Origin of the sequence: Nostoc sp. LPT, assembly GCF_017115165.1 — a bacterium.
Taxonomy (GTDB): domain Bacteria; phylum Cyanobacteriota; class Cyanobacteriia; order Cyanobacteriales; family Nostocaceae; genus Nostoc.
This window is the reverse complement of sequence record NZ_JABXKF010000085.1, coordinates 1-15730: the sequence shown is the minus strand read 5'-3', so window position 1 is coordinate 15730 and position 15730 is coordinate 1. Positions and strand designations below refer to the sequence as shown.

Sequence of the window (15730 nt, the reverse complement as noted above, 5' to 3'; positions counted from 1 at the left end):
GAAGGCAATATATTTTGGTAGCTTTATCTGTAGCCAGCTTTTAGAGAATTGGTATAACTTGGTTGTATCTTCCTAATTCCGTTTAAACTCCATTTTGGCGAAGTGGTCTTGTAGCAATTTGTGAATGAAACGGTAGCGTCCGCCGACACGCTGGAGGAATAATCGCTCGGTGCAGTAGTCGAGGAAACGGGCGTAGTTCCAGGGGATGTAGCGGTGGCGGTAGAGGATGAGGCGTAGAGTCAAGTGTTTAATAACGGGTGTTCCACTTCTAGGTATCCCTACCAATAATCCCAAAAGTAGCCCAGACATTAAGCTAGAAATTAAAACTTCATTTAAACTATTATTTTGTAGAATTCGTTGAATTAAAAAGATTAATATTGTGGAAGATAAAAACAACAAAGCCGATAACTTGAATGTATTTTTAGCAGATTGCCGAATACCTTGGTTAGGAATAGTTTTATTTTCTATTTCTAAGCCATGAAATCCAAAAATCACCCCAAAAATCACCCCAAAAATCACTCCAGAAATCACCCCAAAAATCACTCCAGAAACCACCCCAAACATCAGCCCCAAAATCACCCCAAAAATCAGCCCATTTTTAAAATTCTGAAAAGAAAATTTTAGAGTTTCAATTGCTTCAATTTTATCTCCAATCATCCCTCCAATCAGCCCGGAAATTACTCCAAAAATCAGCCCAGAAATTTTCCCAATAATCACTCCAAAAATTACCCCAATAATTAACCATTTTATAATGGTTTTGCTAACAAAAATATTAGACCTAATTAAACCTATATTTTCAAGTTTATACTCTATTATTTCACTAAATAAACTATTAATCAGTCCTCCAATCAGCCCTCCAATCAGCCCTCCAATCAGCCCTCTATTCAGCCCATCAACCAGCTCTCCAATCAGCCTATAAATCTGCACAAATATATATACAGTTTCTTCATTTTCTTCATTCAACGCCAAACTTAGCCGATAATCCAGCCCTCCAATCAGCCCTCCAATCAGCCCAAAAATTAGTCCAAAAATCAACATTTGTATAACTCCCCAGACAATCAAATTATAAATAATTTTGGGAATTTTAGTTTTTAACAAATTAGGCTGCATTTCTTCAATTAAAAATTCGGTTTTCGATTCTTGCTGCATTTGTTGAGCTAACCAAACAAGCCACATTCGCGTTTGTCTAGCATTAGGAGTTTTGTTTTTTAAATATGCCCTACTGTTAGTATCCCGCGTCAGCATCCGCCCTACATAAGCATCTAACAAATACTGAATCCGGTCTGCTGTAGAAGTCAAATGCTGCCATTCTTCAACAGATATTTCTTTGGATGCAAGAACAGTGATGCTGAGTAATAAAGGAGTTTTAACCAACTCTAGTAAATCTAAGTCGCTACTGATAGTTGACCACAGTTCTATATAATTTATAGTGGTTAGATAATCACAAATTTGATTGGTACTTAAATGCTGTAAGTAGATAGCACCATTAAGTTGTAATTTAGTAGCGTAGTTACTATATTCCTCAATCCGGCTACAAACAACTAGAGAAAGCGGTCTAGTTTCGTCTGCTAAAAACTGATTAATTGCTTGAACACAAAGTTCTTGACGTTGTGGCTCAAGCTCATCCAGACCATCAAGCAATGGTAGTAATTGATGATTATTTACCCAGTCTTTACCAAGTTTAATTGAAACACCATATTTAGATTTGAGTTCTGCCACTAACCAATCGCTTAGAGATTGGCTGTCATCTTTCCAGGAGGATAAGTTAAATAAAACGGGAACGGGATAATCAGGCTGTTCTTCTGCACGTTTAACTAAAGTTTGAGCTAATTCTAACTGTGTGGTTGTCTTGCCCGAACCTGGCGCACCTAAAATTAATAGTTTCCCTGCAATTTCTTGGAAGTCAAAAACTTCCAAAATTGTTATGGTGTCTGGGAGAGGTTTCGCAGGCTTTAAGCCAATTTTTATCTCTGCATCCCAAGGGCGCTTTACTTGTTGCGGTTGTGACTCCTTCCCTAAATTAATTAGCACGGCATTGTGTAGCGACTGTCTTAACCGTGCTGCAACTTCTTCCTTAACTGCTGCTAGTAGTAATCGCTCGTTTTTTGGTCTGGCTGGGTTGCCTACTGGTGTTGTTGTCTGTCTGCCTGAAATATTAAAAATATTTTGAAAAACATTACCTTGAATATAGTCGCCTTCAATCCGTTCGCTATAATTACCTCCTCCAGTATTGATATTGCGGTTTTCAGGCGGGTTCGGCTGTTCCATATTTTTGCATGAGCTAAATTTTCAGCCTAGAAGCTGCGGGTTGGTAAACTATGAACTTAGAAGTATGTTAATTCAGTCCCCTCAATCGGGAGCATCTACTTCTTGCCAACCTTTAATAGCACCAACAATAAAAGCGCCTGCGGGGTTATCAATAGCTTTTTCAAAAGCAGCCAAACCACCACCCTTGACAGCATTGATTACTCGTTCTTTCAATAATGGGTTGCTTTCAATTCGGTTTAGGGCTTCTGCGGCTACTACCATTTGTTGTGATGTAGTAGTGGTCGGATAAGTTTGCTCTAATTGTTTTAGTAATTGCTGAATCTCGGCAGCAGCTTGGGCAAGGCTTTGGGGCTGTCCAGCAGCGTAGTAATTACCTTGGATATAATCGCGTTCAATGCGCTCGTTATAGTTGCCGCCACCTGTGTTGATATTGCGATCGCCAGTCACTCCTGTATCTCCTTGGTTATTATAATTTTCTGAGTAAAACTTAGGGCTTTGTAGTGCCGTCATTACCATATTCTCTAATCTGCGAATCTGATTATCTTTTTCTGATAAGAGTAATCTAATTTCTCGCTCTGGTAAGCTTTTTATCTCATTGTAAGTGTCAAAATATTCTGCACTCAGTTGGGACTTGTCAGCCGTATCTGCGGTTTTGGCACGAAGCAAAAACTTATCTTCGCCCCGCACTTCCATACCAACAATTCGCAAATCAGCTTCAGGATGGTTTTCTGCTAACTGCTTAAAGGAAATTGCGATCGCTCTTGGATCAACACCTTGGTTATGGTAAAGGTCAAGGGTGTCAAAAATTGGTTGAATAAAATCACCGAACTCCCCATCTGCAAATACTTCTTTGTTATTATCAGGTTTGCGAAGTGGATCAGGGTTTTCTTTTGTGGGGAGTCGCATATAAACGTACTCACATCTCACCTCATCAAATTTGGTGTCGGTGGTAATGCCCCAATCTTGAATGTATGCCCCGGTGAGAGTAGCGCCTGTAAAATCGGTTCCGTCTAGCTGTGCCTGTACTAATTTTGCTCTGGATAAATCTGCGTCTTGTAGATTCGCTTGACTGAGGTCTGTACCGATGAAGCTGGCATCTATCAAGTTGGCTCTTTGTAAATTTACATCTCGTAGACTTTGACGGTGAAAATTCTTGTTCTGTCCCTGCCCTGTAACTAACAATTGACATACTTGTGCGTTCTGAAGGTAAGTTGTTCCAGGACGAACGCGGTCAAGCATCTTGGTTTTATGGAAGCGGGTACAAGCCAGAATAGCATCTCTAAAATCCGTGCTTTTGAGGCTAGCTCCTGTAAGATTAGCGCTACTTAAGTCTGCATTGCGAAAGCTTGTTCCACCTGTAGCAACAAAGGCAATGGCGACTGAGCGAACCCAAGCATATTTTTCATCTATAGCTATACTTCGCCATCCTATATAAGCGCTAAAGCACACACATGCAACGGCGATAGCGAAATTGATAGCGAAAGTGACAGTTAAATTTTTATCTTCGGGGAATGTCAGAATAGCGAGGGTAGAAGCTTCGATTCTGATGTAAGCTCCGATGATGGCAACGGCGACAGCAATGGCGATAGCGAACCCTCCGGCTCCAGCGACAGCAGCAGCGAAGGCTCCAGCAAAGACAAAGGTGACGGCAAAGATTACAGTTGCAGTTAGGGTAAAATTCAAGTCAACAGAGAAGATAAGGGCGAAGCTAGCAGTGACAGCGTACGCGAAAACGAAGGCTCCTAAACCTGCGGTTAAACTCTTGCGGATAGTAATAACAGAAAAGACGACCAGCAAAATGACGGAAATTATATCAATGATAAAGATTACAGGGTGTTTAATATTTATTCTGTATAATAATTCCGAAAATCTGGCTAATAAAAACCCTGATCCGCCCGCCATTGCCCAAGAAACAATCACAAGCACAGTCGCCCAACGCCTTTGCAGTCCAGCAGTAGCATGGCTAAAGTTTGCCCCTATTAAAGTAGCATTAGTAAAATCTGCACCTCGAATATCTGCACCACTAAAGTTTGCCCCCTCAAGGTTTTGACCTTTGAAAGAACGACCTCTAAGATTTTGACCGGAGTAGTCCTGGGGCATGGCTGGGTGCTGTATACAAATTTATTTTTGGATACAGATATACCATGAACAATTCCGGATTTTTTAACGGTTTAGGTTGATTTTCTATTTCTACCGTCAGAATTTAATGTAAATTGCAAGTCATAAATACCCATATTTGAGTCCCTTCCTTGTGTAAATCCAAAGCGATCGCCATGAAAGGGGCAGTATTCCTGGCAACGAGAATATTTGCAGTCTGTTGGAATGACTCAGGAATCTTGGTACAAGTTGTCACAGTCCCTAACCGGACGGTTAATCAATTTCAATTAGAGGAAAGAATGTTTAGTATTATTCAAAACTCTTGATTAAGGTTAAAATCCCTTTAGGGAATCGGTGTTGTCAATTGTAGTGGGAACTTTTTTAATTTTTTCCCACTACAAAGTCCAATTCTGGTTAATCAATAGCGAAAACCCAAACCCCAACAGGTGATATTAATTCTCTAACCCAAGTCGTATAGTCATTGGCATGAGTAGCCATTAGCAAATCGTAATTAAAAAGAAGATTATGGTCTTAGACTTATCTCACCCGGAAAAAAACAGTAACAAATTTGGTACAATTCAATTTGATTTTGACCGCAAGGTGGACTTTCTTATCTCCCTGCTAACTAGGTCAGGGTTAAGATTTACTCCCTTCGATTATCATGCTCCCCAGGTAACGAGTTATTTAATTACACTTGATGAATGGCGCTCTTGGCTTAATCAAACCCTTGCCAAGGACGATCCTCGATGGTACTGGCGAGTTGACGATATCGCTTCTGTTGCTCAAAAGGAGGTTGACGATTGTCGTCAAATGTTCTCTCCTGAGCTAATTGAAAATGACGATTGTCGTCAAATGTTTCCTCCTGAGCTAATTGAAAATTTAGATTGGTCAGCTATTCGTGAAATTTATGTTAAACGTATAACTTGGTCGGATCAGCAGTATCGGCAAGTAGCCCAGGAATACTCAACTCCTGACATGAATACAATAGAAGAAGAATGGATGCAAGATACTAGAATAAGTAAAAATTGGGAGGTTTCTTTAAGAACTATCAAACCCAATCAAAACATAGAGGAATTACTCAATAGACCTGCCTCATATCTAAGCGGTGAGATTGATTCAATATACAAAATTTACTTTGTAAATTACCCCGTATTTGTTAAATGTAGTATCGGCATCAACACAATTATCGGCGTGCCAAGAGAACCAGAATTTAATATTCAATCGGTAATTGATGAAATTGAACGACTTGTTAGGGAGTAGTGAGTGAATGCTCGTATATTGTTTCTAAACTTTAATTTAAGCAAATGATAGCAAGCGATAATTCAACTACCGGACATCTTACTATTGGCTCATCCCATTATATTGACTTCGCCTTATGGGTACTCGTACAAGACGGACTTCAAGTGCCCCCGTTTGATAAACACACTGATGGTAATCAAATCCTTCAGTCTCTTGGGATGACACCTAAATCTTGGTATGAGTGGCTAAAACTTATACTAATTCGCTATGACAATCGGTTATGTTGGCATGTTCCTAACATAGATACCCAAGCCAAAGAGAATACAGAATCATTTAAAAATTTGATTGACATTGCGTCAGTTGCACATCATGCCCAACACGATTGGGATGAATATAAGTTTAATAAATATTCAAATGAATTTATTGAATCAGCTATATCGACTCCCCAAATTGTGGGATGTGCTAGAAAACCCTCCAACCCTAGAGCATCGACAAATATATCTTGTCGATTACCCGTTTGAAGTAGAGATATTCATTCCCCCAATATTTGCTATTGTTACAGTTCCAAATTTCCCCGTCGAATGGTCAGCTTTAGACCGAAGAATGTACAATATTCTTCAAAATTATTGACCATGTTTTGAGAGTTGTATTTTTTTAATTTCGCCTGAACTCCATTTTGGCGAAGTGGTCTTGCAGTAGTTTGTGGATGAAGCGGTAGCGTCCCCCAACACGCTGGAGGAATAATCGCTCGGTGCAGTAGTTGAGGAAACGGGCGTAGTTCCAGGGGATGTAACCGTTGCGGTAGAGAATGAGGCGTAGGGTAAAGTGTTTAATAACGGGTGTTCCACTTCTAGGTATCGCCACCAATAATCCCAAAAGTAATCCAGACACCAAGCTAAAAATTAAAGCTTCATTTAAACTATTCTTTTGTAGAATTCGTTGAATCAAAAAGATTAATATTGTGGAAGGTAAAAAAAACAATGCTGATAACTTGACTGTATTTTTAGCAGATTGCCAAATACCTTGGTTAGGAATAGTTTTCTTTTCTATTTCTAAACCATGAAATCCAGAAATTAATCCTGCAATCAGCCCTGTAATCAGCCCTGCAATCAGCCCTGCAAGCCGCCCTGCAATCAGCCCTGTAATCAGCCCTGCAATCAGCCCTACAATCAGCCCTGCAATCAGCCCTGCAATCAGCCCATTTTTAAATTTATGATAAGAAAATTTTAGAGTTTCAATTGTTTCAATTTTATCTCCAATCAGCCCTGCAATCAGCCCATAAATCAGCCCATAAATCAGTCCTGCAATCAGCCCATAAATCAGCCCTGCAATCAGCCCATAAATCAGCCCATAAATCAGCCCATAAATCAGCCATAATATCAGCCATAATATCAGCCATTTTATAATGGTTTTGTTTAAAAAAATATTAGACTTAATTAGACCTATATTTTCAAGTTTATACTCTATTATCTCACCAAATAAACCATTGATCAGCCCTAATATCAGCCCTAATATCAGCCCTAATATCAACCCTGCAATCAGCCCATAAATCAGCCCATAAATCAGCCCTTCACTCAGCACTTTAATCAGCCCTTCAATCAGCCCATAAATCAACGCTTGTATAACTCCCCAAACAATCAAATTATAAATAATTTGGGGAATTTTAGCTTTTAACAAACTAGGCTGCATTTCTTCAATTAAGAACTCAGTTTTTGATTCTCGCCGCATTTGCCCTGCTAACCAAACAAGCCACATCAGCGTTTGTCTAGTATTAGGAGTTTTGTTCTTCAAATACGTCCTACTGTTAGTATCCCGTGTCAACATCCGCCCTACATAAGCATCTAGCAAATATTGAATCCGGTCTGCTGTAGAGTTCAAGTGCTGCCATTCTTCAACAGATATTTCTTGAGACGCTAGAACAGTAATGCTAAGTAGTAAAGGAGTTTTAATTAACTCTAGCAAGTCTAAGTCGTTACTGATAGTTGACCACAGTTCTATATAATTTATAGACGTTAGATAATAACAAATTTGATTGTTGGTTAAAGGCTGTAAGTAAATAGCACCGTTTAGTTGTAATTGAGTAGTGTAGTTACTATATTCCTCAATCCGGCTACAAACAACTAGATAAAGCGGTCTATTCTCGCTTGCTAAAAACTGATTAATGGCATGGACACAAAGTTCTTGGCGCTCTGACTCAAGTTCATCCAAACCGTCAAGCAATGGTAGTAATTGATGATTGTCTAGCCAGTCTTTACCCAATTTAATTGAAACACCATATTTAGATTTAAGTTCTGCCACTAACCAATCAGTTAGAGATTGTCGGTCATCTTTCCACGAGGATAAGTTGAATAAAACGGGAACGGGATAATCAGGCTGTTCTTCTGCACGGCTAACTAAAGCTTGAGCTAATTCTAACTGTGTGGTTGTCTTTCCGCTTCCCGGCGCACCTAATATTAAAAGTTTCCCTGCAATTTCTTGGGAGTCAAAAACTTCTAAAATTGTTGTGGTATGTGGGAGAGGTACAGCAGGCTTTAAGCCAATTTTTATCTCAGCATCCCAAGGGCGTTTTACTTGTTGCGGTTGTGACTCCTTCCCCAAATTAATTAGCACTGCATTGTGCAGAGATTGCCTTAACCGTGCTGTAACTTCTTCCTTGACTGCGGCTAATAGTATACGTTCATTCTTTGGTCGAGCCGGGTTGCCTACTGGTGTAGTTGTCTGCTGATTTAATAAAACATTCAGAGTATTGATAATCCAGTTGTTCTGCTCTTGATTAACAGTATTGCCATCTCCCAGAACAGACTGGTTATCATTGCCCTGAACGGCTCGGTTTTGATTCCCTTGAACTACATTTTGAGGTGTAGAAATATCAGCCTGTTGCGTTGAATTTACATCAGGCTGTTGTGAATCAGAGTTTTCTGGTAGCTGCTGACTCATAATTCAGTTCTACAATCCCAACAGGTGAGAACCAGCAGCAACACCTAACCAAGTTGCAACTTTCACAATAATCGGCTTGGCTATTGTCCAGACTTTCTGACCAGCTTCCACGCCCTTACTCGTTTTTTCAAGTGTTTCTGCCACAGTTCCCAAACGCTCTAATGCTCGTTCCTTATTTGGTTCTTCTTTATCTGTGGCTTTCTTAGCTGCACTCAAGTCTTCAATTACCTCTTCTTTAGTATCTGCTGGGAGTTCTGCGCCTTGAATTAAAGTTTCTAATTGTGCCAGTAACTTGACAACATCCTCTTTAGTTAGTGATTCTCCGGTATCTGCCCCCACTTGATTTTGTTGCGTCACCTGATTACCATCACCAAGGACAGCCTGATTATTATCTCCCTGAACTGCGCGGTTGTTGTCCCCTTGGACATTATTGACGTTGCCACCAACAGAACCACCAACTGAAAAGCCACCGGGATTGTTAGTCATAGTACCTACCTGTTCTACATTTGAATAATAACTTGGGCGTTGTAGTGCCTGATTTACAAAATTTTCTAAGCTACGAATTCTACTATCTTTTTCAGCCATTAATGCTTTTATTTCTTGCTCTGCTAATGCTTTAAGTTGATTATAGATTTCAAAATATTCTGCACTAAGTTCAGATTTATCAGCCGTAACTGCGGTTTTAGCACGAAGTAAAAACTTATCCTGTCCCCGTTTCTCCATCGCCACAATTTCAAGCTCGGCATCAGGGTGATTCTCTGCTAACTGCTTAAAGGAAATTGCGATCGCTCTTGGGTCAACCCCTTGGTTGTGGTACAGGTCGAGTGTATCAAAAATTGGTTGAATAAAATCCCCAAACTCACCATCTGCAAATACTTCTTTATTGTTATCAGGTTTGCGGAGGGGGTCAGGATTTTCTTTTGTGGGGAGTCGCATATAAACGTATTCACACCGCACCCCATCAAACTTGGTATCAGTGGTAATACCCCAATCTTGAATGTATGCCCCGGTGAGAGTAGCGCCTGTTAAATCAGTTCCATTAAGTTGTGTTTGTACTAATTTCGCCCTTGATAAATCTGCGTCTTGTAAGTTGGCTTGACTTAGGTCTGCACCGATGAAGCTGGCATCTACCAAATTCGATCCTTGAAAATTTACTCCTCGCAAGTCTTCACGGTCAAAGTTTTTTTCTGTCCCCCGACCTGTCACTAAGACACTTATCGCTTGTGCTTTTTGTAGGTAAGTTGTACCTGGGCGAACACAGTCAAGTTTTTTCGTTTTGTTGAAACAGGTACGAGTCAGATTAGCTTTTCTAAAATCTGTACTTTTGAGTGAGCTTCCTATAAAATTAGCATCGGTTAAATCTGCACTGCGGAAACTTGTTCCTTTAAAAGCTGCAAAAACAACAGCAATGTCGCGAATCAGGGCGTATTTTATATCTCCCTTCAATGATCTCCAAGCAATGGAAGCACTAAATAAGGCTCCGGCTCCGGCTTCGACGATGGCTTCGACCATGACTCCGGTGATGACTCTGGTGCAAGTGATGGCGCAGTCTAAGCCGATGGCGAAGGCGATGGCAAAAGCGATGGCTCCGGCTCCGGCAATGGCTCCGGCAATGGTTCCGGCAATGGCGATGGCAATGGCTCCGACAAAGGCAATGGCTGCGGCTCCGGCTCCGTTGAAGGCTCCAGTGATGGCTCCAGCGATGACAATGGCGATGCTTATGCCTTTGTCGGAGAGGTCATCAAAGGTTCTATATATGAAGAGTATACCAACATTGTTGATGACGCTTTTGATGGCGAAGGCGAAGGCGATGGCGATGGCAATGGCAAAGACTGCTGAGTTTAATCCTTGGCGAAGGATGACTATAAAAACAAAAATAAAAACAAGAATTGCTGCTATTAAGACAGTCCAGCCTACAACCGGACTTGCTAATTTTCCACCAACAAATGTCAGATGTATCAACGCTCCAGTGAAAGATAAGAAAAATCCTGCTACTCCCATTAGCACCCACGAAACAAGCACCAAGAAAATCGCCCACCGCTTTTGCAATCCAGCTTGAGCATGGCTAAAGTTTGCGCCTCTCAGGTTAGCCCCCGTAAAATCTGCACTCTTGATATCTGCACCACTAAAGTTTGCCCCCTCAAGGTTTTGTCTTTTGAAGGAGCGCCCACGAAGATTTTGACCTGAGAAGTCCTGGTGCATGGCGGGTGTATACAAACTTCTTTTTGGATACAGATATACCATGAACAATTCCAGAATTTTAAAGCTTTGAGTTGATTTTCTGTTTCTAGCGTCAGAATTCACTCGGAAATTGCAAGTCACACAACGGACTCATAATAGGGCGTTGTGTGAATCCAAAGCGATCGCTCGTGGCTGCTGCTTCTCACCTATTGATGATTATCCAGTTGAAACGTCATGGCTAAAAATTTTCCCGAATTCGGGAAAACTGAGTTCATCGCTTATGATGGTGTTGCTATTTTAATAATGCAAAACTTTGCACTATGTTGAAAGTATTGCCCAACATGGAATACAACCTGATGTTAAAGAGAAAAATTTCTGCCTGGGTTCTACTGATAGCTGCCATAATTGAATCCAGGGAACTCCGAACTTCCTTTCGCAGCGACTTAGCTTGCTCTTGAATCCGACATCACCATTAGAAAATTACTAACATTTATAAACCCGGCCATTATTAATATCTCTTTCAGCTTGAAAAATATTTTCAAAAACAATAACATTGAAAATTGTCTGATGTTCTCGATACTGATGATTCTCTCCACAACTTACCTGAATATTATCAATAGGCCAGTCGGACAAAAACATTCCCGTCTTGTTATTTATATCTATCCGTATTCCTGGCATTTTGGTTGTTCCTGTTCTCCAATCTTTAGAAGTAATGTAATAAGATAAAGTAGCTTGAAATTGATTATTATTGGACTTAATTATTGTCAATTTCATGTCATCCAAAATGAAATGTTCTTACCGCCTATCAAGTATATTGCTCAAGATCCATCTCTTATTCCATTTAATAACTTTACTGTACAACTCTGGCTTTTCTATAGGTTGAGAAGGTTTTAACCTCTCATAACAAGAAGTTGTCGCTTGCTCTTGAGTAGTAGTCATATTGATTTGATATCGATTTGCTAAAAGTGTTGAGATAAACGATTGTAATCCTACCCTAATCAGGTGTTTTGTCGGTAAGATTATTAATAAGTTTGCCTAGACGTAATCGATTTTTTGAACCATTGATCGCAAGAAAAAAATGGTGTTAGGAATCAATGGCTCAAAAAATAAATAGAATTGTGCCCCAGACTCTTATTAGACAACTTAGTGTCCATCCGCTTGTTCAGAGCTTGGGGTTTCAACTTTCAAGTTGTCTCCCTGCTTGCTCACTGAAAAGTCCGGCTCATTTTTACTAGTTTGAGCAAGGCCAGCAGCACCAGCTATTGCTGTTCCTGCAAGTCCAAGCCCAGCAGACCATTTGGCATCAGTGATTTTTGGCGAGACTAAAACAGCAACACCAATGACCGCTCCAATAGTTGCCATAAACATGGGGGTTATAGCTCGAATTACTTCTGGGGTAAGAGATTTCATAGAGGTAAGTTATGGAATTGATTTGTTCATGGAGTAAATACACGGCATCAAATTCAAATTCCAGAATCTTATCGCCAGAATCTTCTGAGCCACAGCTTCGGAAACCGTCTACACCCTCTGTGTAGACATGAAAGAGATAGTGAGGCGGTAACGCAGAGATATCAGTTAGAAACGGCGATCGCTTTGTTTCAACAAGGAATGAGTCTATACCCAACTCTCTCAACTTAATCTCCAGAAGAAAAAGGAGCAAGCAAAGCACTAGATGAATTTTCATAAATGCCGGAACCTGATTGAGCATTCCCAAATTGGGAATGGGCATTAATTCTTTAAACTGGATATGAATTATTTAATGCACAATATGAGATTTTTGGCTCTGTGCGGCGGTTATTGGCTTATTCGTCATTCTCAGAATTGTTAATCAAATTGCTCCCATCAGCGTATGCTTCCAGATGCGATAAATTCAGCTTCAAGAATCGCACACTTGTAAATCCTTATATCAATTAAATTACCATATCGATGAAACAGTTGCTGGGCTGGCATATTCAAGCAATCGTTCCCACCCCAATACCCATGCAGTTTTTACTCTTATCTCTTTACCGTTGCTGAATTTTATAAATTCTCCACCTCCGTCAAAAAATACATCAACAACCAACTGATTCCGCACATCGCGTCCCCACATTTTTTCTGCGGCATTCCACCACCTCTGCCCAGGCGAAGAGAACATCTCCCTTTCTAAATATTCATCATGCCATGCTTTCGGCTTCCAATTATCCTGTAGCGCACGGATTAATAAAGCATTGGGGAAAATCTCTTTCTCGTGTTCACTCAACCACAGAGCATATTCAATTGCACTCCGCAAGGCATCTTCTAAATCTAAAGAACAACCTTCAAGTGCATCTTGGACTTCGGCATCTGCAAAATTCACACCTATAGTTATCAGCGCTCCTTCGTATTTTTTAAATACCTCGTACTCAACCGATTCCTTTTCCCAAAACCACATAGTATACCCCTAACTATGTTAAACTCCATTTCTAGTAGATTACTATCATAATTATTTTGCAACAAGAGATTGAGTTAAAAAGAAGATTATGTATTTTAAAGATTTATCTGACCCGGAAAAACACAGCAACAAGTTTGGAATGATTCAACTTGATTTTAGCCGAAAGGTGGATTTTCTCATCTCCATATTAGCTAAATCAGGAATCAGATTTTCCCCCTTCGATTATCATACTCCTCAAGTAACGGGTTATCTAATTACACTTGATGAGTGGCGCTCTTGGCTTAGTCAAACCCTTGTCAAGAACGATCCCCGATGGCTCTGGAGAGTTGATGACATCGAACTCAAAGCTGACTCCCGAATTCAGATGCACCAAAACTTTCTTCATCAGCTTGGAATTCAAGAGTCAAATCTAAATTGGGCAAACATCCGTGCATATTTTATTAAAGAGATAACTTGGTTAGACGAGCAATACAGACAAGTAGTTCAGGAATACTCAACTCCTGAAATAGAAGAAGAATGGATGCAGGACAAGAGAATAAGTCAGGACTGGGAGGTTTACCTAAGAACTAATCATAGCAATCCTAATATAGAAGAACTGCTAACAGCCATAAAACATCCAGAGGGTGGGATTAATTCAGTACACAAAGCTTACTTTGTAAACTACCCCATATTTGTTAAATGTAGTATCGGCCTTAACACAATTATCGGCGTGCCTAAAGAACCAGATTTTAATATTCAATCGGTAATTGATGAAATTGAACGACTTGTTAGGGAGTAATGAGCGAACCCGCTTTAGACCAAAACATCTATTCGTCAAAATTCTTGATTAGCGATCGCTAGCATCGCCCAAGAATACCCAATTTGGGAATGAAGGTTGCCTTCAGCAAAGATAATCTGTTACAAAGCGCAGATATGATCGTGTTTTTGATAGATTAATGCGTAGCTTGCCGCCTTTGGCATCGCAGCTTCCAACATTAGATATATTGATTTTCATCAGTCTACCGAGTTTTGAATAAAATTATGCATCAGCCACCTCTAGTAATTGGAGGTGGGCTGTTGTTTTAAACAAAACTTCAAGTTAAGTGATCAAAGGTCGTTTTGTGATGTCTAACCTACCCATCCGCCAGTTCCATGTTCTGCTACTACACCTGACCATCCGCCAGTTCCATGTTCTGCTACTACACCTGACCATCCGCCACCTCCATGCCCCCCTACCACTAGGCTCGACTGCTCAGAGGATAGTTCCTCTACCTCAATCCCAGTCACAAAAAGCACTTGTTCTTTGCGATAGTTTTTGGCTTGGTTATCTAAATTAGTGATTTTGATTTTAGCCATGAATTCTTCTTACATCCAATTATTTAGCAATTCTCATTCTACAAGTATCTCCGGTGGCATCGCGTTGTATAGATCATTCTTGCAATCGCCATCGGCATAGCGGTTACACCATCGCAACGCTCCATTATTGTGATTCCCCTGTCATAATAATGCTTAAACTTTAAATATATTCACTGGTAATCCGACTACAGGAATGGAACCTTTTTTAGTAGCAGTGGCGGCATCATCTGTTAGTGGCGTCGCTAGTTTGAGTTGTCCTCTAAGTCGTTGCGATTATCTGCATATATTTCATATTTCCATTCAGCACACTCTAAGTCAAGCGAAAATGTCATATCTTGCATCTGTTGGCTGAGTTGCTTTACTTCCTCTGACTTTGCATCATACCTTTGCAAACAATCTTCAGCCTCTTTAAATAGTGCCTTGAGTTCTGAATCACCAGGATCTTTTAGATACTGTTCAAATTCTTCAGAATTAATGTTCATAGTTGCACCTTATAGCTAACCTGCTTTGCCTGTTCATAAGCAGTATTGATTACGGCCATCTGCTCATCAGAACCGCCGTAGTCTGGATGATATTGTCGTGCTAGTTTCAGGTATACTTTCTTCACTTTATTATCGCAAGTGCGAGGACTAACACCAAGTATATCCCACCATTTTTTTTCTTACTGTGACGGCAGTGCCGATATCCCATAAAGGCTTTCTCTACACTTCCCACTCCACGTAAGCGCGATGGCGTAACCGCCCCCGTAGGCGATCGCTCTGGCCAAAAACAGCATCGTTTTCCACTGCTCAATCCCATCAGATGCTTCTTGAAGTGGCTAAGAATTGGCCCTTTTAAGCATTGCAGCCCAAAATTTGGGGTTTCGGTTATAGGCGGGAAAATATGTCTTTGATTCTTGGCATAAAGCTTCTCCTATACCTTGGTTGCGATATTTTGGTAATACTTCAATTGCTACACAATTACAACATTCATTTCTAGTTAAAAAACCAACAATTTTATGCTTATCAATTGCTAACCAACATCGATAAATCCCCGCTTTGTGCCAATCTTTAAGCCACAATTGAAATTCACTGAAGTCTAAGTCTCTAACTTCATCTGCAAAAAATTCACTAATCTTTACCATTATTCCTCAATCTAGTTAAGTTAATTGCGCTCATGCGATCACCAATATCACCCACAACCTGGGAAGGGATCGAAGCGCAGATGTTATACCAATTCTCTAAAAGCTGGCTACAGATAAAGCTACCAAAATATATTGCCTTC

The 15730-nt window shown here is 40.3% G+C and carries 15 protein-coding genes and 3 pseudogenes; 7 read left to right on the top strand and 11 right to left on the bottom strand.

Annotated features, from left to right (window positions below; genetic code table 11):
• The first annotated feature begins 831 nt into the window (after positions 1–831).
• A complete protein-coding gene (locus HWQ58_RS38525; protein WP_366838185.1) occupies positions 832–975 on the top strand; it encodes a PT domain-containing protein in 144 nt (47 codons plus the stop codon).
• A gap of 618 nt (positions 976–1593) precedes the next feature.
• Here HWQ58_RS38525 and HWQ58_RS38520 read toward each other — a convergent pair.
• Positions 1594–2268, bottom strand: a pseudogene (locus HWQ58_RS38520) (NACHT domain-containing protein); the annotation flags it as partial.
• A gap of 81 nt (positions 2269–2349) precedes the next feature.
• On the bottom strand, positions 2350–4368 hold the full coding sequence (locus tag HWQ58_RS18200) for a pentapeptide repeat-containing protein (RefSeq protein WP_292865421.1): 2019 nt from the start codon (positions 4366–4368) through the stop codon (positions 2350–2352).
• 522 nt (positions 4369–4890) lie between these two features.
• On the opposite strand from HWQ58_RS18200, the gene HWQ58_RS18195 reads away from it, so the two are divergent.
• The 4 genes and pseudogenes from HWQ58_RS18195 to HWQ58_RS38510 all read left to right on the top strand — a co-directional run bounded on the left by HWQ58_RS18195 (position 4891) and on the right by HWQ58_RS38510 (position 6981).
• Complete coding sequence (locus HWQ58_RS18195; RefSeq protein ID WP_292865418.1) at positions 4891–5625, top strand: hypothetical protein; 735 nt, start codon at positions 4891–4893, stop codon at positions 5623–5625.
• A gap of 44 nt (positions 5626–5669) precedes the next feature.
• Entirely contained in the window at positions 5670–6125 is a 456-nt protein-coding gene (locus tag HWQ58_RS18190) for a hypothetical protein (RefSeq protein ID WP_292865416.1), read from the top strand.
• 613 nt (positions 6126–6738) lie between these two features.
• Positions 6739–6834: pseudogene (locus HWQ58_RS38515) on the top strand (PT domain-containing protein); the annotation flags it as partial.
• A 21-nt stretch (positions 6835–6855) separates the two neighbouring features.
• Positions 6856–6981, top strand: coding sequence for a PT domain-containing protein (locus tag HWQ58_RS38510; protein WP_366838183.1), 126 nt, complete (start codon positions 6856–6858; stop codon positions 6979–6981).
• Between the two features lie 813 nt (positions 6982–7794).
• Here the strand turns inward: HWQ58_RS38510 and HWQ58_RS38505 are convergent.
• A pseudogene (locus HWQ58_RS38505) lies at positions 7795–8541 on the bottom strand (NACHT domain-containing protein); the annotation flags it as partial.
• A 9-nt stretch (positions 8542–8550) separates the two neighbouring features.
• A complete protein-coding gene (locus HWQ58_RS18180; RefSeq protein WP_292865411.1) occupies positions 8551–10785 on the bottom strand; it encodes a pentapeptide repeat-containing protein in 2235 nt (744 codons plus the stop codon).
• A 67-nt stretch (positions 10786–10852) separates the two neighbouring features.
• Between HWQ58_RS18180 and HWQ58_RS18175 the strand changes: the two genes are divergently transcribed.
• Positions 10853–11023 carry a hypothetical protein gene (locus HWQ58_RS18175; protein ID WP_292865408.1) on the top strand — a complete coding sequence of 57 codons (171 nt, stop codon included), beginning with the start codon at positions 10853–10855 and terminating at the stop codon, positions 11021–11023.
• 182 nt (positions 11024–11205) lie between these two features.
• Here HWQ58_RS18175 and HWQ58_RS18170 read toward each other — a convergent pair whose 3' ends face one another.
• The 3 genes from HWQ58_RS18170 to HWQ58_RS18160 form a co-directional block, all read right to left on the bottom strand.
• On the bottom strand, positions 11206–11400 hold the full coding sequence (locus tag HWQ58_RS18170; protein WP_292865405.1) for a hypothetical protein: 195 nt from the start codon (positions 11398–11400) through the stop codon (positions 11206–11208).
• A 465-nt stretch (positions 11401–11865) separates the two neighbouring features.
• Complete coding sequence (locus HWQ58_RS18165; RefSeq protein WP_292865402.1) at positions 11866–12132, bottom strand: hypothetical protein; 267 nt, start codon at positions 12130–12132, stop codon at positions 11866–11868.
• Positions 12133–12637: 505 nt separating this feature from the next.
• Positions 12638–13132 carry a hypothetical protein gene (locus tag HWQ58_RS18160; protein ID WP_292865399.1) on the bottom strand — a complete coding sequence of 165 codons (495 nt, stop codon included), beginning with the start codon at positions 13130–13132 and terminating at the stop codon, positions 12638–12640.
• A gap of 88 nt (positions 13133–13220) precedes the next feature.
• Here HWQ58_RS18160 and HWQ58_RS18155 point away from each other — a divergent pair, with 88 nt between their 5' ends.
• Entirely contained in the window at positions 13221–13910 is a 690-nt protein-coding gene (locus HWQ58_RS18155; protein ID WP_292865396.1) for a hypothetical protein, read from the top strand.
• Positions 13911–14239: 329 nt separating this feature from the next.
• Here HWQ58_RS18155 and HWQ58_RS18150 read toward each other — a convergent pair whose 3' ends face one another.
• The 4 genes from HWQ58_RS18150 to HWQ58_RS18135 all read right to left on the bottom strand — a co-directional run bounded on the left by HWQ58_RS18150 (position 14240) and on the right by HWQ58_RS18135 (position 15590).
• Positions 14240–14467 (bottom strand): hypothetical protein, encoded by a 228-nt coding sequence (locus tag HWQ58_RS18150; protein WP_292865393.1) that lies wholly within the window; start codon positions 14465–14467, stop codon positions 14240–14242.
• 242 nt (positions 14468–14709) lie between these two features.
• Positions 14710–14949: a hypothetical protein gene (locus HWQ58_RS18145; RefSeq protein ID WP_292865390.1), complete on the bottom strand. Its 240-nt coding sequence runs from the start codon at positions 14947–14949 to the stop codon at positions 14710–14712.
• Positions 14946–15110, bottom strand: a complete 165-nt coding sequence (locus HWQ58_RS18140) for a J domain-containing protein (RefSeq protein ID WP_292865426.1) — start codon at positions 15108–15110, stop codon at positions 14946–14948. Before HWQ58_RS18140 ends, HWQ58_RS18145 begins: the two co-directional genes overlap by 4 nt.
• 174 nt (positions 15111–15284) lie before the next feature.
• Positions 15285–15590, bottom strand: a complete 306-nt coding sequence (locus HWQ58_RS18135; RefSeq protein WP_292865388.1) for a GNAT family N-acetyltransferase — start codon at positions 15588–15590, stop codon at positions 15285–15287.
• Positions 15591–15730: the final 140 nt, after the last annotated feature.